Source organism: Lentzea alba (assembly GCF_011067745.1).
GTDB classification, from domain to species: domain Bacteria; phylum Actinomycetota; class Actinomycetes; order Mycobacteriales; family Pseudonocardiaceae; genus Lentzea; species Lentzea alba.
Genome location: NZ_JAAMPJ010000010.1, coordinates 197,543 through 221,342, shown reverse-complemented (window position 1 = coordinate 221,342; position 23,800 = coordinate 197,543). Strand labels below are relative to the sequence as shown.

The 23,800-nt window shown below is 68.8% G+C and carries 20 protein-coding genes and 1 pseudogene; 10 read left to right on the top strand and 11 right to left on the bottom strand.

The window, feature by feature from the left end; genetic code table 11:
- Position 1 precedes the first annotated feature (1 nt).
- The 3 genes from G7043_RS32245 to G7043_RS32235 form a co-directional block, all read right to left on the bottom strand.
- Entirely contained in the window at positions 2 to 850 is an 849-nt protein-coding gene (locus G7043_RS32245; protein ID WP_166052147.1) for a 3-oxoacyl-ACP reductase, read from the bottom strand.
- Between the two features lie 23 nt (positions 851 to 873).
- Complete coding sequence (locus G7043_RS50060) at positions 874 to 1,959, bottom strand: Zn-dependent alcohol dehydrogenase (RefSeq protein ID WP_166052145.1); 1,086 nt, start codon at positions 1,957 to 1,959, stop codon at positions 874 to 876.
- A 78-nt stretch (positions 1,960 to 2,037) separates the two neighbouring features.
- Positions 2,038 to 2,229: a ferredoxin gene (locus G7043_RS32235; protein ID WP_166052143.1), complete on the bottom strand. Its 192-nt coding sequence runs from the start codon at positions 2,227 to 2,229 to the stop codon at positions 2,038 to 2,040.
- A gap of 45 nt (positions 2,230 to 2,274) precedes the next feature.
- On the opposite strand from G7043_RS32235, the gene G7043_RS32230 reads away from it, so the two are divergent.
- Positions 2,275 to 3,435 carry an acyl-CoA dehydrogenase family protein gene (locus G7043_RS32230; RefSeq protein ID WP_166052141.1) on the top strand — a complete coding sequence of 387 codons (1,161 nt, stop codon included), beginning with the start codon at positions 2,275 to 2,277 and terminating at the stop codon, positions 3,433 to 3,435.
- 12 nt (positions 3,436 to 3,447) lie between these two features.
- Positions 3,448 to 4,365, top strand: coding sequence for an acyl-CoA dehydrogenase family protein (locus G7043_RS32225; RefSeq protein WP_166052139.1), 918 nt, complete (start codon positions 3,448 to 3,450; stop codon positions 4,363 to 4,365).
- On the opposite strand, the gene G7043_RS32220 is transcribed toward G7043_RS32225, so the two are convergent.
- Together G7043_RS32220 and G7043_RS32215 are read right to left on the bottom strand one after the other, a co-directional pair.
- Positions 4,366 to 5,454 (bottom strand): NAD(P)H-dependent flavin oxidoreductase, encoded by a 1,089-nt coding sequence (locus G7043_RS32220; RefSeq protein ID WP_166052137.1) that lies wholly within the window; start codon positions 5,452 to 5,454, stop codon positions 4,366 to 4,368. It abuts the gene before it with no gap.
- The gene (locus tag G7043_RS32215) at positions 5,435 to 7,021 is read right to left on the bottom strand and encodes an acyl-CoA synthetase (RefSeq protein ID WP_166052135.1); all 1,587 of its coding nucleotides are present in this window, start codon (positions 7,019 to 7,021) and stop codon (positions 5,435 to 5,437) included. Before G7043_RS32215 ends, G7043_RS32220 begins: the two co-directional genes overlap by 20 nt.
- Positions 7,022 to 7,096: 75 nt before the next feature.
- Between G7043_RS32215 and G7043_RS32210 the strand changes: the two genes are divergently transcribed.
- Positions 7,097 to 7,888, top strand: a complete 792-nt coding sequence (locus tag G7043_RS32210; RefSeq protein WP_166052133.1) for a crotonase/enoyl-CoA hydratase family protein — start codon at positions 7,097 to 7,099, stop codon at positions 7,886 to 7,888.
- Positions 7,889 to 7,914: 26 nt separating this feature from the next.
- On the opposite strand, the pseudogene G7043_RS32205 reads toward G7043_RS32210, so the two are convergent.
- Positions 7,915 to 8,797, bottom strand: a pseudogene (locus G7043_RS32205) (IS5 family transposase).
- Positions 8,798 to 8,965: 168 nt separating this feature from the next.
- Between G7043_RS32205 and G7043_RS32200 the strand changes: the two are divergent.
- Entirely contained in the window at positions 8,966 to 9,958 is a 993-nt protein-coding gene (locus G7043_RS32200; protein ID WP_166052131.1) for an IS481 family transposase, read from the top strand.
- Here G7043_RS32200 and G7043_RS32195 read toward each other — a convergent pair.
- Genes G7043_RS32195 through G7043_RS32180 form a run of 4 tightly spaced genes read right to left on the bottom strand, consistent with a single transcriptional unit; the run spans position 9,955 to position 14,985 of the window.
- Positions 9,955 to 10,605 carry a M15 family metallopeptidase gene (locus tag G7043_RS32195; protein ID WP_166052129.1) on the bottom strand — a complete coding sequence of 217 codons (651 nt, stop codon included), beginning with the start codon at positions 10,603 to 10,605 and terminating at the stop codon, positions 9,955 to 9,957. The two genes, G7043_RS32200 and G7043_RS32195, sit on opposite strands and share 4 nt — an antisense overlap.
- Positions 10,606 to 10,661: 56 nt before the next feature.
- Positions 10,662 to 12,368, bottom strand: a complete 1,707-nt coding sequence (gene kstD, locus G7043_RS32190; protein ID WP_166052127.1) for a 3-oxosteroid 1-dehydrogenase — start codon at positions 12,366 to 12,368, stop codon at positions 10,662 to 10,664.
- Between the two features lie 30 nt (positions 12,369 to 12,398).
- On the bottom strand, positions 12,399 to 13,931 hold the full coding sequence (locus G7043_RS32185; protein WP_166052125.1) for an acyl-CoA synthetase: 1,533 nt from the start codon (positions 13,929 to 13,931) through the stop codon (positions 12,399 to 12,401).
- Between the two features lie 25 nt (positions 13,932 to 13,956).
- Entirely contained in the window at positions 13,957 to 14,985 is a 1,029-nt protein-coding gene (locus tag G7043_RS32180) for an LLM class F420-dependent oxidoreductase (protein ID WP_166052123.1), read from the bottom strand.
- Between the two features lie 45 nt (positions 14,986 to 15,030).
- Between G7043_RS32180 and G7043_RS32175 the strand changes: the two genes are divergently transcribed.
- The 6 genes from G7043_RS32175 (at position 15,031) to G7043_RS32150 (ending at position 22,462) form a co-directional block, all read left to right on the top strand.
- Positions 15,031 to 15,975 carry a Zn-ribbon domain-containing OB-fold protein gene (locus tag G7043_RS32175; RefSeq protein ID WP_166052121.1) on the top strand — a complete coding sequence of 315 codons (945 nt, stop codon included), beginning with the start codon at positions 15,031 to 15,033 and terminating at the stop codon, positions 15,973 to 15,975.
- Between the two features lie 7 nt (positions 15,976 to 15,982).
- Entirely contained in the window at positions 15,983 to 17,035 is a 1,053-nt protein-coding gene (locus G7043_RS32170) for a thiolase domain-containing protein (RefSeq protein ID WP_166052119.1), read from the top strand.
- Positions 17,036 to 18,178: a thiolase domain-containing protein gene (locus tag G7043_RS32165; RefSeq protein WP_166052117.1), complete on the top strand. Its 1,143-nt coding sequence runs from the start codon at positions 17,036 to 17,038 to the stop codon at positions 18,176 to 18,178.
- Complete coding sequence (locus G7043_RS32160) at positions 18,175 to 19,035, top strand: TIGR03619 family F420-dependent LLM class oxidoreductase (RefSeq protein WP_166052115.1); 861 nt, start codon at positions 18,175 to 18,177, stop codon at positions 19,033 to 19,035. The genes G7043_RS32165 and G7043_RS32160 overlap by 4 nt, the downstream gene beginning before the upstream one ends.
- Positions 19,032 to 19,472 (top strand): nuclear transport factor 2 family protein, encoded by a 441-nt coding sequence (locus G7043_RS32155; protein ID WP_166052113.1) that lies wholly within the window; start codon positions 19,032 to 19,034, stop codon positions 19,470 to 19,472. Before G7043_RS32160 ends, G7043_RS32155 begins: the two co-directional genes overlap by 4 nt.
- Positions 19,473 to 19,723: 251 nt before the next feature.
- On the top strand, positions 19,724 to 22,462 hold the full coding sequence (locus G7043_RS32150; RefSeq protein ID WP_166052111.1) for an AfsR/SARP family transcriptional regulator: 2,739 nt from the start codon (positions 19,724 to 19,726) through the stop codon (positions 22,460 to 22,462).
- Here G7043_RS32150 and G7043_RS32145 read toward each other — a convergent pair.
- Positions 22,449 to 23,675 carry a cytochrome P450 gene (locus G7043_RS32145; RefSeq protein ID WP_166052108.1) on the bottom strand — a complete coding sequence of 409 codons (1,227 nt, stop codon included), beginning with the start codon at positions 23,673 to 23,675 and terminating at the stop codon, positions 22,449 to 22,451. The genes G7043_RS32150 and G7043_RS32145 overlap by 14 nt on opposite strands.
- Positions 23,676 to 23,800 lie beyond the last annotated feature (125 nt).

Here is a 23,800-nt window from a genome sequence, read left to right as displayed (position 1 = left end):
CCTACAAAGACATCGTTTCCGTACAGGCGAAGGTCCTTTGTGGATCGCGATCGGCGAAGTAGCCGTCGAGATCGGTGAACGCGCCGAACTTCTGCTCGACGGTCGGTGGTGCCATCAGCGCGACCATGCCGCCGTGCACGACGAAGACCTGTCCGTTGATCTTGTCGCCGGACGGCCCCGCCAGGTGCGCCACGAACTTCGCGACGTGCTCGGGCGCCAGCGAGTCGTCGCCGTCCGGTGCGTCCCCGAACACGTGTGCGGTCATCGCGGTGCGGGCGCGCGGGCAGATCGCGTTGGCGCGCACGCCGTAGCGGGACGTGCCTCGCGCGGTCGCGACCGTCAGCGCGGCGATGCCGGCCTTGGCCGCCGCGTAGTTGGCCTGGCCTTCGGAACCGAGCAGGAACGCCTCGGAGGAGGTGTTCACGATCCGCCCGTAGACAGGTGCGCCCGCCGCCTTCGACTGCTGCTTCCACAGCGAGACAGCGTTGCGCGACAACAGGAAGTGGCCGCGCAGGTGCACCCGCACGACCAGATCCCACTCCTCGTCGGACATGTTGAACAGCATCCGGTCGCGCAGCACGCCGGCGTTGTTCACGACGACGTGCAGGCCGCCGAACTGCTCGACGGCCGCGGTGACGAGGGCGTCCGCGGTGCTCCGCTCCCCCACGTCACCCTCGACCACCACGCACTTCGCGCCCAGTTCCTCGATCTCGGCCGCGGCGGCGTCGGCCGACCCCGGCAGGTCGTTCAGCACCACGGACGCACCGGCTCGCGCGAGCTCCAGTGCTTCCGCCCGGCCGAGTCCGGCACCCGCGCCGGTGACGACGGCGACCTTCCCCGCAAGGTCCACAGAAGACTCCAATGGAAAACGTGTCAGTCGAAGAGAATGACCTGGCGGATCAGGGAACCTCCGCCGCGCAGGGCCTGCAGGCCCTCGTTGACGTCCTCGAGCCTGATCCGCTTGCTGATCATGCCTTCGAGGTCGAGCCGGCCCTGCCGCCACAGCGCGATCATGCGCGGCACGTCCCGGCGGAAGTTCGCCGTCCCGTAGAACGATCCGTGCAAGGTCTTGTCGTGCAGGAAGAGTTCCTGCGCGCTGAACGAGACCATCGCGTCCGCCCGTCCCGCGCCGACGACGACCGTGTGGCCGCCGCGCCGGGTCAGGTCCCACGCCTGGCGGATGGTGGCCGGGATGCCGACCACGTCGAACACGTAGTCGAAGCCCATGCCCATGTTCAGCTGGTTGTTGAGGTCCGCGACCCCGTCGGGCGTCGTCGCGTGCGTCGCGCCGAACTTCTGCGCCACCTCGTGCTTTTCGAGAACCGGGTCCACGGCGACGATCCGCGCCGCGGCAGCCAGCCGCGCGCCCTGGATCACCGCGACGCCGACGCCACCGCAGCCGATCACCGCGACGCTGGAGCCAGCCTCGACCTTCGCGGTGTTCAGCACGGCACCGACACCCGTCAGGATGCCGCAGGACAACAGTGCCGCGATCTCCCACGGCACGTCATCGTCGATCTTCATCGCGGCGTCGGCGGGCACGACCATCTCCTCGGCGAACGCGCCGAGACCCGCGTACCCGAAGACCGGGTTGCCACCGACGACGAACCTCGGTGACGTGAACGCCGAGAGCGTGTGGACGAGGCACAGATGCGACTGGCCCGTGACGCATTGAGCGCACTTCCCGCACGGCGGCACGAACGTGATCGCCACGTGGTCGCCGACCGCGAGCTGCGTCACGGCGCTGCCGATCTCGACGACCTCGCCGGCGCCTTCGTGGCCGACGATGCCGGGCGTCAGCGCGGGCAGGGTTCCGTCCATTGCGGACAGATCGCTGTGGCACACCCCGCACGCCTTGATCTTGATGCGGATCTCCTGAGGCCCCGGCGCGGTCGTCGTCACGTCGTCCCGGAGCTCTAGCTTGTCGTCGCCTACCTGGTTGAGCACGGCTGCCTTCACCGGGATCACTCCTCGCTGAGCTCACGGCTGAGGTACCCGTCGCACACTAGAATCTGTTCTTGTTCATGACAAGACCCATCAGCGTGAGAGGCGCAGCGCGCCCATCGGGCAGGCCGCGACCGCACGTTCCGCCGCCGCCACCTCGTCATCGGCCAGCTCACCCTCCCGGATCTGCAGAACCTCATCGTCGTCAAGGTCAAACACCGCGGGCAAGATTGATACGCACTCACCGTGCGCCTCACACAGCGCAGGGTCGACGGCGACCTTCATCCCGGCCTCCTGACATCAAGTAGAACTTGTTCTAGAGTAGCCGTCATGCGCATCGGTTTCACGCCCGAACAGGAGCAGTTGCGCCAGGAGTTGCGGGCGTACTTCGCCGCGCTCATGACGCCGGAACGCCGAGCCGGCCTCGCCGGAGGCAGCGACTACGGCGATGCCGAGGTGTACAAGGACACCGTCCGTCAGATGGGTCTCGACGGGTGGCTGACCATCGGCTGGCCGCAGGAGTACGGTGGCCGCGACCGTCCGATGATCGAGCAGCTGATCTTCCTGGACGAGGCCTCCGCGGCCGGTGCGCCGGTGCCGTTCCTGACGCTGAACTCGATCGGGCCGACGATCATGGCCTACGGGACGCCCGAGCAAAAGGCCTTCTACCTGCCGAAGATCGCGTCCGGCGAGATCCACTTCGCGATCGGCTACTCGGAACCCGAGGCGGGCACCGATCTGGCCGGGTTGCGCACTCGGGCCGTGCGAGACGGTTCCGACTACGTCATCAACGGCCAGAAGATGTGGACCAGCCTCATCCAGTACGCGGACTACGTCTGGCTGGCCTGCCGCACCGACCAGGAGTCGCAGCGGCACAGGGGTTTGAGCATCATCATCGTGCCGACGACGGATCCGGGCTTCTCCTGGACCCCGGTGCCGACGATGTCCGGCCCCACGACCAGCGCGACCTTCTACGACAACGTGCGCGTGCCGGCGGCGAACCTGATCGGCGAGGAGCACAAGGGCTGGAAGCTCATCACCAACCAGCTCAACCACGAGCGCGTCGCGTTGTGCTCCGCCGCGCCGCTGCAGACCGCGCTGCGCGAGGTTCGTCAATGGGCTGACGAAACCGGTGCCGCCGAACACGAGTGGGTGCGCCTGCACCTGGCTCGCGTGCACGCCAAGACGGAGTTCCTCAAGCTGATCAACTGGCGGATCGCGTCCGGCGGTGACGAGGCGCCCTCCCCCGCGGAGGCCTCGGCCACCAAGGTGTTCGGCACCGAGTTCGCCACCGAGGGCTACCGGCTGCTGATGGAGGTGCTGGGCGCCAACGGAATCGTGCGGACCGGCTCGCCGGGTGCGTTGCTGCAGGGCCGTGTGGAGCGCATGCACCGTTCGTCGCTGATCCTCACGTTCGGCGGCGGCACCAACGAGATCCAGCGGGACATCATCGCGCGGGCGGGCCTCGGTCTTCCCGCCGTGCCTCGATAGTCGGGAGACGCCATGGACTTCACGCTGACCGAGGCGCAGCGCGAGCTGGCCGCGCTGACCCGGAAGATCCTCGACTCGTCGGACACGCCGTGGCTCGACCTGGTCAAGTCCGGCGTCTTGCCCGAGTCCCCGGACGAGTTCGGTGTCCTGGAGCAGTGTTCGGTGCTGGTCGAACTGGGCCGTGCGGTCTCCGCCGTCCCCTATCTGCCGACCGTGGTCGCGTCCTCCGCACTGGCGTCCTTCGGCACGCCGGAGCAGCGTTCTCGCTGGCTGACGCCCGGAACCGTGCTGTCCGTGGCACTCGCTCAGGATTCCGGCGGCGCGAAGACGACCGTGCCGTCCGCCTCGGCAGCAGCCGCGTTCCTGGTGGCGCACGGCGAGCAGGTGTTCCTCGTCGAGGCCGACCAGCTGTCGATCACCGCGCAGGAGCTGGTCGACGGGTCCGAGGCGGGCTGGTTCGAGTTCACGGGTGCCGGCGAGGTCGTGCCGGGCCTCACCCCGGAGTGGCTGGTCACGCGCTACACGTTGGGACTGTGTGCTTTGCAGCTCGGCGTGACCGAACGGGCGTTGGAGCTGACGGCGGAGTACGCGCGGACTCGGGTGCAGTTCGATCGGCCGATCGGCAGCTTCCAGGCGGTGGCGCAACGGCTCGCTGACGCGTACATCGACGTCGCCGCGATCCGTTTGACGCTCTGGCAGGCGGCTTGGCGGCTTTCTGAGGGACTGGAGGCGGACGCCGAGGTGGCGACCGCGAAGTTCTGGGCGGCCGACGCGGGTCACCGCGTGGCGCACACCGCCGTGCACGTCCACGGCGGGACGGGCATCGACATGAGCCACGAGGTGCACCGCTACTTCACCGCGGCGAAGCGCAACGAGTTCGAGCTGGGCGGGGCGACCGCCCAGCTCTTGAAGCTCAGCACCTCGTGGTGATCAACGGGAGAGCTTGTTCAGCCTCTCGACGGTCTCGCCGTACTCCCTCAGCAGGTCGGTCATCACGTCCGCGACCGGGCGCACCTCGTTCATCCGCCCGACGACCTGACCGACCGGCATCGACACCACGGACGGGTCGTCGGACCGGGCGATGCGCAGGTGCGCCTCGCTGACCAGCAGGTTCTGCAACGGCATCGGCAACGGCTCCGGCGCACCAGGCTCGGCCCACGCCTCGGTCCACCGGGTCTTGAGCAACCGCGCCGGTTTGCCGGTGTAGATCCGCGTTCGCACGGTGTCGCTCGAACTGGCTGCCAGCAACGCTTTCTGGGTGAGTGGACTCTGCGTGTACTCGGCTGTCGTCAGCCAGTACGAGCCCATCCACACACCCGACGCACCGAGAGCCATCGCCGCGGCGGCCTGCCGTCCCGAACCGATCCCGCCCGCCGCCAGCACCGGAACGTCCACGGCGTCCACGATCTCCGGCACGAGCACCATCGTGGCGACCTCGCCGGTGTGTCCGCCGGCCTCATAACCCTGCGCCACCACGATGTCGACGCCGTTCTGCACGTGCCGGCGCGCGTGCTCCGCCTTGCCGGCCAGGGCCGCGACCGGAACCCCGGCCGCGTGCACCCGTTCGATCACGTCGGCAGGCGGCGAGCCCAGGGCGTTCGCGATGAGCCGGATCGGGTGTTCCAGCGCGATGTCGACGTGGGATCGGGCGACCGAGTGCAGCCAGCCGAGCACGCCCTCGCCGCCCTCGCCGTCCGGCAGCGGGGGCACGCCGAGCTTCAGCAGCGTCTGCTGCACGAAGTCCTTGTGGCTCTGCGGAATGAGTCCGGCGAGGTCGACCTGGGTGCCCTCGGTGGGCACCTTGGCGGGCATCACGATGTCCACACCGTACGGTTTGCCGTCGGTGTTCTCGTCCATCCACGTCAACGCGCGGTCGAGGTCCTCCGCGTCGTTGAACCGCACGCACCCGAGGACACCGAGCCCACCGGCCCGGCTGATGGCCGCCGCGACGTGCTCCGACGGCGTGAAGCCGAAAACCGGGTGCTCGATGCCCAACTGGTCACACAGGCTGGTGCGCATGTTCCTCCACGTGGCGCTTTGCCCACTGGTAGTCGGGTTTGCCGCTGGGGGTGCGGCCGATCTGGTCGACCAGCCACAGCGACCGCGGCACCTTGTAGCCCGCGAGCGTCTCGCGCACGTGAGCGTCCAGTTCGGACAGTGTCGGCGTCGCCCCCTCACGAGGATGCACGATGGCGCCGACGCGTTGGCCGAGCAGGTCGTCCGGGATGCCGATCACGAGCGCGTCGAACACGTCCGGGTGCGACTTGAGCGCCGCCTCGACCTCTTCGGGGAACACCTTCTCGCCGCCGGTGTTCACGCAGGTGTTGCCGCGGCCCAGCAACGTGATGTCGCCGTCGGCCTCGAACCGCGCGTAGTCGCCGGGCACCGTGAACCGCTTGCCGTCGACCTCGACGAACATCCGCGCGGTCTTCTCGGGGTCCTTGTAGTAGCCGAGCGGGATGTGCCCGCCGCGCGCCAGCTTGCCGATGACGCCCGGCGCCGGTTCGAGCTTGTTGCCGTCCTCGTCGATGACGATGGTGTCCTCGTTGAGCTTCACCTTGGTGCCGTCGGTCTTCTCGATCTCCTTGGGCACCGCGCCGATGCCGGTGGACCCGGTCTCGCTCGACCCGATCGACTCCAGCAACGTCGTGTGCGGCAGCAGCTCCTGGTACTGCTTCTTCACGGTGAAGGAGAACAACGCGGCGCTGCTGTTGATGATGAACAGCGACGAGCCGTCGTACTCGCCTCGCTGGAACTCCTCGATCAGCGGCCGGCCCATGGCGTCGCCGGTGATCGCGGCGACCTGGACCTTCTCCCGTTCGATCACGCGCCAGATCTCGGCGGGGTCGAACTTCGGCACGAGCACCACCGTGCTGCCGCAGAACAACGCGCCGAGCACGGCCCACTGGGCGGCGCCGTGGATCAGCGGGGGCAGGCAGAGCCGGACCAGCCCGTAGTCCTTGCCGGCGCGGGCCTGCTGCCACTCGTCGGTGAGCCGTTCGCCGGTCACGAAGTCGATGCCGCCGCCGAGCGTGCGCCACACGTCCTCGTGCCGCCACATCACGCCCTTCGGCATGCCGGTCGTGCCGCCGGTGAACAGGATGTAGAGGTCGTCAGGGCTGCGCGGCTCGAAGTCGCGCTCGCCGGACTCCGCCGCCAGCGCCGTTTCGTAGTCGACTCCGGCGAAGTCCTCGTCGGACTCGTCGTCGATCACGACGGTGGGGCCGGGAGCGCCCACTTCCGCCACGAGCGGCGAGTACCGCCGTTCGTGTATGAGTGCGACCAGATCCGATTCGCCGAACAGGTACTGCAACTCGTTCTTGGTGTACCGGTAGTTCACGTTGATGACCACCGCGCGCAGCTTGTAGACCGCGAGCATCGCCTCGACGAGCTCGATCGAGTTGCGTGCGTAGAGCCCAACGTGCGAACCCTGCGTGACGCCGTTTTTTGCCAGGTGGTGAGCCAGTTTGTTGGCTCGCTCCTCAAGCTCGGCGTAGGTGACCCTCTTGGAGCCGCACACGAGCGCGGTCCGGTCGGGCACGGTGTCGACGGCGTGTTCAACGAGGTCTGCGACGTTGAGGGCCATGGTGAGCAAAGTAGAACGTGTTACTGTTCTGGACAATCCCCCGTGCGGTCAGACTCGATCCAGGAGGCGCCCGAAATGACCACCACGACAGAACCACACGCGTTGGTGGACCTGGTCGACAACGTTCTGGTCGTCACGATGAACCGCCCGGAGGTCCGCAACGCCTTGTCGGGCCCGATGATGGCGATCATGCGCGAGGCGTGGGACCGCGTGGACAACGATCCCGACGTCCGCGTCTGCGTCCTCACCGGCGCCGGCGGCTCCTTCTGCGCGGGCGCCGACCTGAAGGCCATGACGTCCAACCACCCCAGCGAATCGGCGGGCAAGTACGACTTCTCGGTCATCGAACCGCTGCTGAAAGGTCGTCGATTGACGAAACCTCTCATCGCGGCGGTCGAGGGCCCTGCGGTCGCCGGCGGCACCGAAATCCTGCAGGCGACGGACATCCGCGTGGCCGGCGAGAGCGCCCGGTTCGGCGTCTCCGAGGCGCGCTGGGGCCTGTTCCCACTGGGCGGCTCGGCCGTCCGCCTGCCACGCCAGATCCCGTACACGGTCGCGGCGGACCTGCTGCTGACCGGGCGGCACATCTTCGCCGCCGAGGCCAAGGAGATCGGCCTGATCGGTCACGTCGTGCCGGACGGCCAGGCGTTGACCAAGGCGCTCGAACTGGCCGCGTTGATCACGGCCAACGGACCGCTGGCGGTGCGGGCGATCTTGCGCACCATGCGGGAGACCGAGGCGATGCACGAGAACGAGGCGTTCAAAGTGGACGCTCGGCTGGGCATGGAGGTGTTCACGAGCGAGGACGCGAAGGAAGGGCCGCGCGCCTTCGCCGAGAAGCGGAAGCCGGAGTTCAAGGGCCGCTAGCAGCGTGTCGCTGCTAGGGCCTGTCCTCAAAGCCAGAGGGTGAGGGTGGCCAGGTCGATCATGGCTTGGTAGGACAGGGCGGTCTTGTCGTAGCGGGTGGCGATCGCGCGGAACTGCTTGAGCCGGTTGAAGCAGCGTTCGACGACGTTGCGGCGCTTGTAGATCACCGAATCGAAGGCGGGTGGGCGGCCACCTGCCCGGCCGCGGCGGGCCCGGTTGGCGCGTTGGTCGCGGCGTTCGGGGATCGTGGCCCGGATGCCGCGGCGGCGCAGGTGAGTGCGGATGGACTTGCTGGAGTAGCCCTTGTCCGCGATCACCCGCGCTGGCCGCGTCGTGAGCCGGCCCGATCGTGCCGGCGGGAACCACACGCCCGCCAGCACGGTCTCGAACATGGTGCAGTCGTTGATGTTCCCGCCGGTCAAGACGGTCGTGAGCGGGCGTCCGTGCCCGTCGCAGGCCACATGAATCTTGGTCGAGGCGCCGCCGCGTGACCGGCCGATAGCATGATCATCTGGTTCGGTCTGCCCGCCACACGACCCGCTCGCCCCCTGTGTGAGCACGCGTGGGGCGGCGGGCACCGGCAGCGTGCTGGTGGGCGCGCACGATGCTCGAGTCGATCGAGACCTCACGATCGAGTTCATCGATCGCCTCCGCGATCACCCGCACCTTGGCGACCAGCGTGGTCAGGGTGCCGTTGCGTGACCAGCGCCAGAACCGGTTGTAGACCGTCTTCCACGGCCCATATCGCTCCGGTAGATCACGCCACGACACCCCGGTTTTGGCTTTGAACAACATCCCGTTGATCACGCGCCGGTCGTCCATACGAGGACGGCCCTTCGCCCCTGACGGCGGCAACAACGGCTCGACCACACGCCACTGCTCATCAGTGAGCTCATGCCTGCGCACCACGACACAAGATCAAACCACGTCAGCCATACCAGCTTTGAGGACAGGCCCTAGCTGTACTGCCCACTGAGGTTGCGAACGGTTCGACACGTAGTCGGATGATGTTGGAATGAGGAGGGCCTCCGGGTTCGGTGTGGATTGCGACGTCTACACCGACCAACGGAGGCTCTCGTGACCCACGCTAACGCACCGCTGACTCCGGTGGGCAGGCTGCGCCTGGCCCGGTGTGTCGTGGACGAGGGCTGGCCGCTGCGGCGGGCCGCGGAGCGGTTCCAGGTCTCGGTCAGCACCGCGAAACGATGGGCCGATCGTTACCGGGACGAGGGCGAGCCGGGCATGGCTGACCGGTCGTCGCGTCCGCACACGAGTCCGGGCCGCACTCCGACTCGGATCGAACGGCGGATCATCAAGGTCCGCCTGGCGCGGCGGTGGGGGCCGGCCCGCATCGCGTTCCTGCTGCGACTGGTGCCCTCGACCGTGCACCGTGTGCTGACCCGGTTCGGCCTGGCGCGACTGGCCTATCTCGATCGGGCCACCGCGCAACCGGTGCGCCGCTACGAACGCGCGACGCCCGGCGAGCTGGTACACGTGGATATCAAGAAGCTCGGCAACATCCCCGACGGCGGCGGGCACCGGGTGACCAGCCGTCAGGCCGGGAAGCGTCACCGCACCCGCACACCGGGCAAGACCCTCGACCGCAACGGCAACAGTCACGTCGGCTACAGCTACCTGCACAACGCCGTGGACGACCACTCCCGGCTCGCCTACAGCGAGATCCTGCCCGACGAGAAGAAGGAAACCGCGGTCGCGTTCTGGCAGCGAGCCCAGATCTTCTTTGATACCAACGGGATCACCGTCGAACGGGTACTCACCGACAACGGCGCGTGCTACAAGTCCCTGCTCTGGCGCGACACACTGACCACCGCCGGGATCACCCACAAACGCACCCGCCCTTACCGGCCACAGACCAACGGCAAGGTCGAACGCTTCAACCGCACCCTGCTCGACGAGTGGGCCTACGCCCGCCCCTACCGCACCGAGACCGAACGACGAGCCGAGCTGCCGCGGTGGCTGCACACCTACAATCACCACCGCGGCCACACCGCGCTCGCAGGCCTACCACCCGCCAGCCGCGTTCCTAACCTCTCGGGTCAGTACACCTAGCGGTCCACCGGCCCGTAGATCGCGTGGTCGGCACCGGTGGCGTAGGCCCAGTACCGGTCGCCGTAGGACCAGTGCCACCACTCGGTGGGATAGTTGACCAGCCCTGCTCCGTCCAGCACGTCGGCCAGGAGCGTCCGGTTGGCACGGGCCGCCGGGCCGATGTTCCGGGCCGCCGTGTAGCAGGCGCCGTCACTTTCCTCGGGGCTGGCGTTCACGCGAGTCCCCATGTCGAGCTCCTGCCCGTCACGGGAGACGAGAGTCAGGTCGACGGCGGCGCCGGCGCTGTGCGGAGCGATCTCCGGCGGCGACACGTACCTGCTCGCGGCCGTCCGCACCTGTTCCGCGGACCAGTCCGGGTGGCCCGCCCGCAACTCGTCGGCGTAGCGCTCGAAGTAGAAGCGCTGCAGCGAGAGTGGCCGGTACCCCTCGACGAACAGGAGCCGGACACCTTCCGGAAGCAACTCCTGAGCGCGCAGCAGGCGCTTCAGGAGGTTCTCCCTCAGATGCGCGAACGCGCCTCGATCATCGTGCTTGCGCGCGTCGACGGCGATCGCCTGGTGCTGCCGCACGTCGAGCAGAGGATCACCGCGATCCACGACCGGGATCGCGGTGATCCGCGCATCCGACATCAGCACGACTTCGCCCACGTTCGCCCCCAAAGATCACCGTTGCGTCCGCGGTGATCGTATGTCGGGCGACCAGGCTAGATGTCGTTGGCCGCGATGTACCCGAACGTCATGGCGGGCCCGATCGTCGATCCGGCCCCCGCGTAACTCCGCCCCATCACGGCCGAACTCACGTTGCCCGCCGCGTACAACCCCGGAATCACCGACCCGTCCGGCCGCAGCACGCGAGCGCGCGCATCGGTGACCATCCCGCCCTTCGTCCCGAGATCACCCGGCACGATCTTGAAGGCGTAGAACGGCGGTGCCCACAACGGTGCCAAGCAGGAGTTCGGGAACACCGCCGGGTCGGTGTAGTAGTGGTCGTAGGCGGAATCGCCGCGCTTGAAGTCGGGGTCGCGTCCGGTCATCGCCTGATTGTTGAACCGGCTGACGGTGTCCTTCAAAGCGGTGCCGGGAACCCCGATTGCCGACGCCAGGCCGTCGAGCGACCAGTTCTTCACCACCGCGCCGGACTGGTACCAGCCGTCGGGCAGCGGCAGGGCAGGGGCGATGTCGGCGAACAGGTACTTGTTGCGGTAGTTCTGGTCGACGACCAGCCACGCCGGGATGCACGGCGAGGTGGGGTTCTTGTCGTACATGACGTGCACGACGTCGCTGTAGGGCGCGGCCTCGTTGACGAACCGCTGGCCGGCGGCGTTGACCATCAGGCCGCCGGGCAGGGTGCGTTCGGCGAGGCAGAAGTACGGGGAGCCGGGCGTCGGGATGGCCGGGCCCCACCAAGCGTCGTCCATCAGGTCGAGTGCGGCGCCCGCGCGCAGGCCCGCGCGGTGGCCGTCGCCGGTGTTCTCCTTGGCGCCGACGGTCCAGGACGTGCCGATGGGCTGGCGCTGGTACTGGGCGCGCATGGACGCGTTGTGCTCGAAGCCGCCGGAGCCCATGATCACGCCGCGCCGGGCGCGCACGAGGCCGCGCGAGGTCTGGACGCCGCGCACCGCGCCGTTCACCACGTGCAGGTCTTCCAAGCCCGTGTTCAGCCACACGGGCACGTTCGACTGCATCAGGCCCGCCCGCAGGCCGCCGGCCAACGCCTGGCCCATCGTCAACGGCTTCTGGCCCGCCAACGCGGCCGCCGTGCCGCGGGCCAGGGCGGCGGCCGCCGTGGCGGCGCCCTTGGCGTTGACCAGGGCCAGGGCGAGCCACTTGTAGTCGGCGCCGTAGATGACCAGGCCCGCCGGGGTGGCGAGGTACGGCGCGTTCAGGTGAGCGAGCTCGGCGCCGAGGATGCGGCCGTCGAGCATCTCGGGCTCGATCGAGCGGCCCTGGGCGATGCCGCCGGGGAGTTCCGGGTAGTAGTCGCTGTAGCCGTCCATGTGCCGGAAGCGCAGCGGGCTGTTGCGCATGACGAACGAGAGCATCCGTGGCCCGTGCGTCAGGTAGGCCTGTTGCCGCACCAACGGAATGTTGCCCACGACGGCGGCCAGGTACTGCGCTGCCTTCGCGGGCGTGTCCGGGATTCCGGCGGCGAGGATGACCTCGTTGTTGGGGATCCAGATGCCCGCGCCGGACCGGGCGGCGGAACCGCCGTAGGTCGGCGCCTTCTCCAGCACCACGCAGCTCAGGCCGCGTTTGGCCGCGGTGAGCGCGGCGGTCATGCCGGCCGCGCCCGCGCCGACCACCACGACGTCGAACTCGCCGAGGTCCGCGCTGGCGGCAGGGGGTTTGACGAGTCCGGAGGCCAGCGCGAGACCGGCTCCGGCGAGCACCTGGCGGCGGTTCAGGGTCATGGGGTCGCTCCAGACATCGTCTTCCGGGGGTCAGGCACCGGTTGAGCTTCCTTCTTGGCTGCGGAGCTTTCGCTTGTACAACTTGCCGTTCGGGTCGCGCGGCAACTCGGCCAGGTAGGAGATGGTGCGCGGCAGCTTGAACTTCGCGAGCCGCGTGCGGGCGAACTCCAGCAGTTCCTCGGTCAGCGCGTCGTCACCGACCACCCCGTCCGCGGGCTGGACCACGGCCTTGATCTCCTCGCCCCAGTCCGGGTGCGGCACGCCGAACACGGCCACGTCCGCCACCTTGGGGTGACAGACGAGCTCACCCTCGATCTCCGCCGGGTAGATGTTCACGCCACCAGAGATGATCATGTCGTTCTTTCGGTCGCACAGGAACAGGTAGCCGTCCTCGTCCAGATAGCCGATGTCCTGCAACGTGAAGAGCCGGCCGACTCGCGCGGCACGGGTCTTCTCGGCGTCCTTGTGGTACTCGAACGTCGCGTCGCCCATCCGCATGTAGACCAGGCCGCGCTCACCCACCGGGAGCTCGCTGCCGTCCTCGCCCAGGATCTTGATCTCCGACGTGGGCCACGGCAGGCCGACGGATCCGGGCTTGCGCAGCCATTCCTGCGCGGTGATCGCGGTGCCGCCGCCCTCGGTGGCCGCGTAGTACTCGATCACCACGGGACCCCACCAGTCGAGCATCCGGCGCTTGACCTCCACCGGGCACGGCGCGGCGCCGTGGATCATCGCGCGCAACGACTTCAGGTCGTACTTGGCCTTCACGTCGTCGGGCAGCGCCAGCAGGCGGTGGAACTGGGTCGGCACCATGTGGCTGTGGGTGACCGCGTACCGGTCGATCAGCCGCAGCATCTCCTCCGGCGACCAGTGGTCCATCAACACCGCGGTGTGGCCGAGCTGGATCGAGATGACGACGAAGTTGAGCACCGCCGTGTGGTAGAGCGGCGACCCGCACAGGTGCACGTGCCCGTCGTGCGGCTTGATTCCGAAGATGCCGAAGAACCAGGGGGCGGACGGTGGAACGACATCCGGGTCAGCGCCGGTCAACGGCCTGCGCACGCCCTTGGGCCGCCCGGTCGTGCCGGAGGTGTAGAGCATCGGCGACCCGGCGGTGCGGACGTCCGGCCTGCCCTGCTCGCCCTCGCCGAGCTTGGCCAGCGGCTCGAACCCGGCGATGTCGCCGACGGCGAACCGGGCGTTCGCCGGCAGGCTCGCGGACGCTTCCGTTGCGGCGTCGGCGAACCGTTCGTGCGAGACGAAGGCCTTGGCGCCGCTGTCCTGGACGAGGTACGCGACCTCGGCGCCGGTCAGGTGCCAGTTCGCCATGACGACGTAGAGGCCGGTCTGGTACGCGGCGAAGTACACCGCGACCAGGTCGGCGCTGTTGGGCAGCATCAGCACGATGCTGTCGCCGGGTTCCAGCCCCAGGGCCCCGAACCCGCGCCCGTAGCGGTCGGCCTGCGCCGAGAGCTCTCGGTAGGTGATCTCGCGACCGCTCGGATCGACCAGCGCGGTCAGGTCCGGCTGATCGGCGGCGATGTTCCAGAGTCCTGTGACCACACCCTAAAAGTAGAACGCGTTTCACCTACTGACAAGCCTCCGCGACGGCCTTGATCGAGGCAACGTCGCGGCAGCCGACGAGCAGCATCGTGACACCCGCCTTCTCCCAGCGGCCGACCTCCTCGCGGACGTGCTCGGCGCTGCCGACGATCGTGATCTCGGCGACCAGCTCGTCCGGAACCGCCTGCGCGGCCTCCTCTTTGCGGCCGGACAGGAACAGCCTGCCGATGTCCTGCACCGCCTCGCCGTATCCCATCCGGGTGAAGACCTCGGCGTGGAAGTTCATACCGGGCGCGCCCATTCCGCCGATGTACAAAGCGACGAACGGCTTGAGCCGGGCCCTCACCCCCACCGGATCGTCCGTCACGACGACCTGACAGGTAGCCGCCACCTCGAAGTTCTCCCTGGTGCGACCAGATTTCGCGAAACCCTCGTCAAGCCACTCGTCGTACATGCCGGCGAGCCTGGGCGCGTAGTAGATCGCGAGCCAGCCGTCGGCGATCTCCGAGGTCAGCGCGACGTTCTTCGGCCCCTCGGCACCGAGCCAGATCGGCAGATCGGCGCGCAGCGGGTGGGTGATGGGCTTCAACGGCTTGCCGAGCCCGATCGATCCCGGCCCCTGGTAGGGCAACGGGAAGTGCGGACCGTCGTTGGCGACCGGGGCTTCGCGCGCCAGCACCTGACGCAGGATCGAGACGTATTCCCTGGTCCTGGCAAGGGGTTTGGCGAACGGCCGGCCGTACCAGCCCTCCACGACCTGTGGCCCGGACACGCCCAGACCGAGCACGAACCGTCCACCCGAGAGGTGATCGAGCGTCAACGCGTGCATCGCGCACGCCGCCGGTGTGCGGGCCGACATCTGCACGACGGACGTGCCGAGCCGGACCCGCTGGGTGTCGGATCCCCACCACGCCAACGGGGTGAAGGCATCCGATCCCCACGCCTCGGCGGCGAACACCGCGTCGAAGCCGAATTCCTCTGCCGCCGCCACGAGTTGGGGGGCGTTCGGGGGTGGCGCGGCACCCCAGTAGCCGAGCTGCAGACCGAGCTTCATGCAGCCATCTTGCCACCATTTCGAGAACCTGTTTCACTTTGATCTGTGACCAGGCCGCTGAGTGCACCACTGGACGTCGGCTTCGACTACACGCGCTCGACGGGCCCCACGCTGGGCCGGTTCCTCTCGGATCTGCGCCGCCGCAAGGTGACCGGGATCCGCGGTTCCGACGGCCGCGTGCACGTGCCGCCGCTCGAGTACGACCCGGTGACCGCCGAGCGGTTGTCGGAGTTCGTGGACGTGGCGGCGACCGGCGTCGTGCGCGGGTGGTCGTGGATTCCCGAACCGCTCGAAGGTCAGCCGCTCGACCGGCCGTTCGCGTGGGCGCTGATCCAGCTCGACGGCTCCGACACCTCGTTGCTGCACGCCGTCGACGCCGGAACCCCGGACCAGATGGCAACGGGCACGCGCGTACGGGTGCGGTGGCGCGATGAACGCGTCGGGGCGATCACCGACATCGAGTGCTTCGAACTCTCCGACGGTCCCGCGGCCGATCCGGTGGAAGCTGACGACGTCACCATGGTCACCACACCGGTGAACCTCCATTACACGCATTCCGCGTCACCGACCGAGGACCCGTTCCTGCGCGGCCTGATGGACGGCCGGCTGATCGCGCAGCGCTGTCCGGCGTGCTCGAAGGTCTACTTCCCGCCGCGACCGGCCTGCCCCACCGACGGCGTGCCGACCACCGAGCAGATCGAGCTGTCCGACCGCGGCACGATCACGACGTTCTGCGTGGTCAACGTGCCGTTCCTGGGCCAGCGGATCCCGCCGCCGTACGTCTCGGCCTACGTGCTGCTGGACGGCGCGGACATCCCGTTCCTGCACCTGCTGCTCGGCGTCGCGCCCGAGGACGTGCGGATGGGCATGCGCGTGGAGGCGGTGTGGAAGCCGCGCGAGGAGTGGGGACCGACGATGCGGAACATCGACCACTTCAAGCCTTCCGGCGAGCCGGACGCGTCGTTCGACTCCTACTCCCAGCACCTGTGAGGCTCGCATGCGTGACGTCGCGGTAGTGGGGTTCGCGCAGACGCCCTGCGTGCGCGAGACCGACGGCACCACCAACGGTGTCGAGATGCTGGTGCCGATCTTCCACGAGGTGCTCGGCTCGCTGGGGTTGACGAAGTCCGACATCGGGTTCTGGTGCTCGGGCTCGTCGGACTACCTGGCCGGACGCGCTTTCTCGTTCGTGTCGGCGGTCGACGCGATCGGCGCGTTCCCGCCGATCATGGAGTCGCACGTCGAGATGGACGCCGCCTGGGCGTTGTACGAGGCCTGGGTGAAGCTGCTGTGCGGCGAGATCGACACGGCCCTCGTCTACGGCTTCGGCAAGTCGTCGGCCGGTCACCTGCGCAGGGTCATGGCGATGCAGCTCGATCCTTACGTCGTGACGCCACTGTGGCCTGATTCCATTGGCCTCGCCGGAATTCAGGCGCGGGTGGGCATCGAGGCCGGGTTCTGGGACGAACGAGCGATGGCATCCGTGGCGGCACGAAGTCGTGCGGCCGCGCTCTCGAACCCGTTGGCGCAGCTGTCCGGCAACGTCTCCGTCGACGAGCTGCTGGCTTCGGACTACGTCGCGGACCCGTTGCGGCGGCACGACTGCGCGCCGATCACCGATGGCGCCGCGACGATCGTGCTCGCGGCCGGTGACCGCGCGCGGGAGCTGTGCGAACGGCCGGCGTGGATCACCGGGTTCGAGCATCGGGTGGACTCACCGTCGTTCGGCGCACGCGACCTGTTGACGTCTCCCTCGACCGTGGCCGCGGGCAAGGCGGCCGGTGCGGACGGCGTCGAGGTGGCGGAGCTGCACGCGCCGTTCAGCCACCAGGAGATCCTGCTGCGCCAGGCACTCGGTCTCGGCGACATCACCGTGAACCCGTCCGGCGGCGTGCTGGCCGGCAACCCGATGTTCGCGGCCGGGCTGGCGCGGATCGGTGAGGCGGCCCGGCGCGTGCACGACGGAAGCGCTTCGAAGGTGCTCGGGCACGCCACCAGCGGGCCGTTGCTCCAACAGAACCTCGTCTGCGTCATGGAAGGGCGGGAGTAGATGCGACCGGCAGCTGTGGTCGGCACCGGCCAGACGCACCACGCCGCGAAGCGCCTCGACGTGTCGATGGCGGGTTTGTGCCGCGAGGCGATCGACCGCGCGATGGCCGACGCCGGCGTGGACTGGCCGGACATCGACGCCGTGGTGCTCGGCAAGGCACCGGACCTGTTCGAGGGCGTGATGATGCCCGAGCTGTTCCTCGCCGATGCGCTCGGCGCGGTCGGCAAACCGTTGCTGCGCGTGCACACCGCCGGTTCGGTGGGTGGTAGCACCGGCAACGTCGCTGCGTCGCTCGTCCAGTCCGGCGTGCACGACCGTGTGCTGGCCGTGGCGTTCGAGAAGCAGTCCGAGTCCAACGCGATGTGGGCACTGTCCGTGCCGACACCGTTCACGATGCCCGTGCACGCCGGTGCGGGTGGTTACTTCGCACCACACGTGCGCGCCTACATCCGCCGTGCGGGCGCTCCCGAACACGTGGGTGCGATGGTGGCGGCCAAGGACCGTCGAAACGGTTCGCTGAATCCGTACGCACACCTGAAACAACCCGACATCACCGTCGAATCGGTTCGAGCGTCCACGATGTTGTGGGACCCGATCCGGTACGACGAAACGTGTCCCTCCTCGGACGGCGCCTGCGCGGTGGTGATCTCCGCCGAGCCCACGTCCTCGCGAGCCGCGTGGATCCGTGCGACCGCGATGCGCACCGAGCCCACGACGTTCGCCGGACGCGACCAGGTCAACCCGCAGGCCGGCCGGGACGCCGCCCGCGCGTTGTGGCAGCAGGCGGGGATCACCGACCCGTTGTCCGAAGTGGACGCCGCCGAGATCTACGTGCCTTTCTCGTGGTTCGAGCCGATGTGGCTGGAGAACCTCGGCTTCACCGACGTCGGTCAGGGCTGGAAGCTCACCGAGGCGGGCGAGACCGAGATCGGCGGCCGGCTGCCGGTCAACCCCAGCGGCGGGGTGCTCTCGTCGAACCCGATCGGCGCGTCCGGCCTGCTGCGGTTCGCCGAGGCGGCCATGCAGGTCATGGGCACCGCCGGTGACCACCAGGTCGACGGCGCACGTGTCGCGCTGGGCCACGCGTACGGCGGTGGCTCGCAGTTCTTCGCCATGTGGGTCGTCGGATCGGAGAGGCCATGAAGTTCACCGTCGGTATCGCCATGAGCCCGCTCGACCAGCTGACGTCGCTGGCTCAGTGCGCCGAGGAGTGCGGTTACTCGTCGATCGCCCTGCCGGACTCGCTCTTCTTCTCGGAGAAGGTCTCCGCGGACTACCCCTACACCCCCGACGGCTCCCGGATGTGGAACGCCGACACGCCGTGGGTGGACCCGTTCGTCGCGGCCGCCGCGATGGGCGCCGTGACGTCCCGCATCCACTTCTACACCCAGGTCCTGAAACTGGGCTCCCGCAACCCGTTGCTGCTCGCCCGGCAGGTGGGCTCGGTCGCGCACCTGACCGGCAACCGCTTCGGCCTCGGCGTCGGACTCGGCTGGTCGCCGGAGGAGTTCGAGTGGTGCGGCGCGCCCTACAAGAACCGCGGTCCGCGCGTCGACGAGATGATCGACGTTCTGAAACTCGTGCTCGGCGGCGGAATGGTCGAGTACCACGGCGAGTACTTCGACTTCGACCGGCTGCAGATGTCGCCGGCACCCACTTCGCCGGTGCCGTTCTACGTCGGTGGCCACTCCCCCGCCGCGCTGAAGCGCGCCGCCCGCGTCGGTGACGGCTGGACGTCCGCGATGATCAAGTTCGCGGACCTCAAGTCGGTGATCGCGCAGCTGGAGGACCTCGGGGCGTTCGAGCGGCCGTTCGAGATCCAGGCGGTGTGCATCGACCGGTTCGGGCTCGACGGCTACCGGCAGCTCGACGAGATCGGTGTGACGGACGTGATCGTGGTGCCCTGGCTGTTCTACGGCGTCGGGTTCGACGGCAGCCTGGAGGCCAAGAAGGACGGACTTCGGCGCTTCGCCGACGAGGTGATCGGAGAGTTCGCATGACTGCCGTGACGTGGAAGGCTTCCAAGACCGAGACGCCGGCGCGCGTGGCGTCGTGGCGGTCGATGGACGCGGTGACGCGGGGCGCGAAGGACGAGTGGCTGGCGCTGTTCGCCGAGGACGCCGTGGTCGAGGACCCGGTCGGCCCGTCGATGTTCGACGCCGAGGGCAAGGGCCACCACGGCAAGGAGGCGATCGCCGCGTTCTGGGATCTCGCGATCGCAGGCGTCGAACGCTTCGAGTTCGCGATGCACGACTCGTTCGCGGCCGGATCCGAGTGCGCCAACGTCGGGACCATTTCAGCGTTTCTGCCGGGCGGGATGCGGGTCGACACCGAGGGCGTGTTCGTCTACCGCGTCGGGGAGGACGGGCTGATCCGATCCGTGCGGGCGTTCTGGGAGACCGAACGCGCGATGGCCACCCTTCGCCAGGACGGCTGAGGGACTGGCACGACCCCTCCGACGTGCCAGTCCCCGGCGACGCACCGCGAGCCGGCCATGCTCTGGATCGGTGGCCGGCGCCGATGCCGGGCGGCGACCAGCACGGCGGCCACGCCTGCCTTCCGCGGTGCGCTCCCCAACTGTGTGCCGCCGTCCCCGTGAATCTTCAGCGATTTTCCACAATCCGCTGCTCAGAGCTGATATCACCGATCACACACACGCGAACTCGTCACCTTTTCTGGAACGAGCAGATGGAATTTGTTCTTCTGGGTGGAACAGCGGTGCTCGCCGACGGCACCGCACTCGATCTCGGACCGGCGCGGCAGCGGTGCGTGCTGGCCGCGCTGGCGGTGGACGCGGGCCGCGTGGTGTCGGTGGATCGGCTGATGCAACGGGTGTGGGGCGACGAGCCACCGCTGCGGGTCAGGGCGACGTTGCTGAACTACCTGTCCCGGCTGCGGTTGCTGCTCGGCGGAGCCGTGGTGCGAAGACCTGGGGGCTACGCGCTGGAGGTCGACCGATCCGATGTCGACCTGCTCCAGTTCAGCGCCCTGTGCGTCCGAGCCCGTGCTGCTGACGACCGGCAGGCGGAGGCGCTGCTGCGGCAGGCGCTGGACCTGTGGCAGGGCGAGGCACTGACAGGTGTCGAGGGTGACTGGGCGGCAGCCGAACGCGATCGGCTGCACCAGCAACGCCTCGACGCCGAATGCGACCTGACCGAGGTTCTGCTGCGGCTGGGACACGGCGAAGACCTCGTGGCCGCCCTCACCGCTCGCGCCGCCCAATGGCCGTTGGACGAACGAGTTGCCGCCCAGTTCATGCTCGCCCTGCACCGCGCCGGCCGCACCGCCGACGCCCTGGCGCACTACCGGCAACTGCGCGACCGGCTGGTCGGCGAACTGGGCACCGACCCCGGCACCGCAGTGCGGGAACTGCACCAACGGATCCTCGACGCCGACGCCGCCCTCACCCGGTCCACGCCGGAGACGCCGGTGCCTCGGCAGCTGCCGGGGCGGCCGCGGTGGTTCACCGGCCGCGGCACCGAACTGGCCCGTCTGGACGAGGCGCTGGTGGACAGGGACACGGTGGTGATCTCGGCGATCGGCGGTGCCGGAGGAATCGGCAAGACCTGGCTGGCGCTGCACTGGGCGTACCAGCACGCCGACCGGTTCCCCGACGGGCAGCTGTTCATCGACCTGCGCGGCTTCAGCCCGACCGAACGACCTGTCACGCCCGACACCGCGTTGTTCGGCTTCCTCACCGCACTGGGCATCGCCCCGGATCGCGTACCCGTCGACCGGGATGCCAAGTCGGCGTTGTACCGCAGCACCGTCGCTGACCGGCGGATGCTGATCGTGCTCGACAACGCGGCGACCGCCGACCAGGTGACACCGCTGCTGCCCGGCGGTACCAGCTGCACCGTCCTGATCACCGGTCGCACCCGACTCGCCTCCCTGATCGACCGGCACGCCGCGCGGGATCTCCGGCTGGACGTGCTGGACCGCGGCGAGGCGCGTGCACTGCTGGCCGCACGTCTGGGCCACAGTCGCGTCACGGCCGAGCCCGACGCGGTCGACGAGCTGATCGACCTGTGCGGCGGCTACCCGCTCGCACTGGCGATCACCATCCGCCAGGCCGCAGACCACTCCCTGGCCGAGGTGGCCGCGGAGCTGCGCGAGGTGGGCCTCGAGACACTCGATCACGACACGGACCCCGCCGCGAGCCTGCCGGCGGTGCTGTCCTTGTCCCTGGGTCGGCTCACCGACGAACAACGCACCCTGTTCGGGCTGCTGGGCATCACCCCCGGCCCCGACACGACCCTGCCCGCCGTGGTCGCACTCACCGGCCTGCCGCAGGCCCGCGCCCGCAAGGCGTTGTCGGCGTTGCAGGAGGCGTCTCTGGTCGAACGCCGATCGAACGGCCGGTACGCGATGCACGACTTGATCCGCGCCTACGCCGCGAGCACCGCTCACGATCTGCCCGACGAAATACGCGAGGCAGCGTTGGTGCGGGTGATGGACTTCCACCTGCACACGGCTTTCGCCGCCGACCGCCTCCTGTCCCCCTCCCGCCCGCTCGTGGAACTCGATCCGCTCGCACGGGGTGTCCGCCCGCACCCGTTACCGGACGCAGCGGCCGCACTGGCCTGGTTGGAGGCTGAACACGCCATCCTCCTGGCCACCCAGCGCACCGCCACTCTCCTGGGCCGCCACCACGTCGTCTGGCACCTCGCCCGGGCACTGGACACGTTCCACTACCGGCAGGGGAACTTGGGTGACGCGATCGCCGTGTGGCGTGCCGCGCTGGACGCCGCCGCTCACCTGCCCGACCCCACCGCCGCAAGCGTGGCCCACCGACTGCTCGGCGACGCTTGCTGCCGGCTGGGCCTGCACGAGGAGGCCGTCGAGCACCTGGACCAGGCACTCGCCCTGACCGTGCGCCACGGCGACCTCGCCGGACAGGCACGCTCCCACCAGGTGCTCTCGTTCACCTGGGAGCTGCGAGGGGACGACCGGCAGGCCTTCGACCACGCACGACGTGCCCTCGACCTCTACCGCGCCGTCGGCCGACCCGTGCAGGAAGCCGACGCGCTCAACACGGTGGGCTGGTGCGCCGCGCGTCTGGGCGACTTCGACACCGCGCGCGACCACTGCCGCGCCGCCCTCGCGTTGCAGCGGCGCCACGGGTACGTCGAAGGCGAGGCGGCAGCGTTGGACAGCCTCGGGTTCATCGCCCACCGCACCGGCGACCACGAGGACGCCCTCACCCGCTACGGCCAGGCCCTCGACCTCTACCGGAGCCTCGGCAACTCCTGGGAGACCGCGGACACCCTCAGCAACCTCGGCCACCCTCACGCCGCCCTCGGGCAACGCGATCAAGCCCGCGAGGCGTGGCAGGAGGCGCTGGAGCTGTACCGGGAACAGGGCCGCGACGAAGACGCCGAGCGGGTGCGGCGTGAGCTCGACGCCTTGTCGCCTACGCGTACTTGACCTGGAACTCCTTGATGCCGTTGAGCCAGCCCGACCGCAGCCGGCGCGGTTCCGCCACCTGCCTGATGTTGGGCATGGCGTCGGCGATCGCGTTGAAGATCAGGTCGATCTCCAGCCGGGCGAGGTTCGCGCCGATGCAGAAGTGCGCGCCGCTGCCGCCGAACCCGAGGTGCGGGTTGGGGTCGCGGAGGATGTCGAACCGCCAGGGATCGGTGAACACCTCCTCGTCGAAGTTGGCGGACGAGTAGAACATCCCGACCCGTTGGCCCTGCTTGATCTCCACGCCGCTGAGCTCGGTGTCCACCATCGCGGTGCGCTGGAACGACATCACCGGCGTGGCGAACCGGACGATCTCGTCGCCGGCCGTCGCGGGCCGTTCGGACTTGAACAGCTCCCACTGGTCGGGGTGGTCGAAGAACGCCTTCATGCCGTGCGTGATGGCGTTGCGCGTGGTCTCGTTGCCGGCGACGGCCAGCAGCAGCACGAAGAACCCGAACTCCTCCGAGGCGAGGAAGGCACCGTCCGCGTCGGCCTGGACCAGCTTGGTGACGATGTCCGAGCGCGGGCACTTGCGGCGGTCCTCGGCCATCGTCCACGCGTAACCGAGCAGTTCGGTGGCCGCGGCGAGCGGTTCGATCTCGAACTCGGGATCGTCGTAGGCCACCATCTGGTTGGACCAGTCGAAGATCTTGCGGCGGTCCTCCTGCGGGATGCCGATCAGCTCCGCGATCGCCTGCAACGGCAGCTCGCACGCCACGTCGGTGACGAAGTCGCCGTTCCCCTTCGTGAGCGCCTCGGACACGATCCGCTCCGCGCGTTCGGTGAGGGCGTCGCGCAGGGCGTTGACCGCCTTCGGGGTGAAGCCGCGGGAGACGATGCCGCGCTGCTTCGTGTGCGTCGGGGGGTCCATGTTCAGCAGGAGCAGCCGCTGCATCTCGATGTTGTCGCGCGGCATGTCGTCCTTGAACCGGATGATCGCGGTGTTCTCCCGGCTGGAGAAGACCTCGCTGTTGCGCGAGACCTCCTTGACGTCGTGGTGCCTGGTCACCACCCAGTAGCCCTCGTCGGGAAAACCGCCCTGGCCGTGCGGTTTGGAGTTCCACCAGATCGGCGCGGTCTTGCGCAGTTCGGCGAGCTCCTCGACGGGCAGACGATTCGCGTACATGTCGGGGTCGGTGAAGTCGAAGCCTTCCGGGATGCGCGGCTTGCCCACAGGAACCTCCTAGGTGGAACGCGTTCTATCTGATTCAAACACGGTTGCGCCTTGTGTTGAAGCCCTCGTGCGGCCAATCTGGAGACTCACAGGAACGTGTTCTAGTTTTCTGGTCTGAGGAGGCT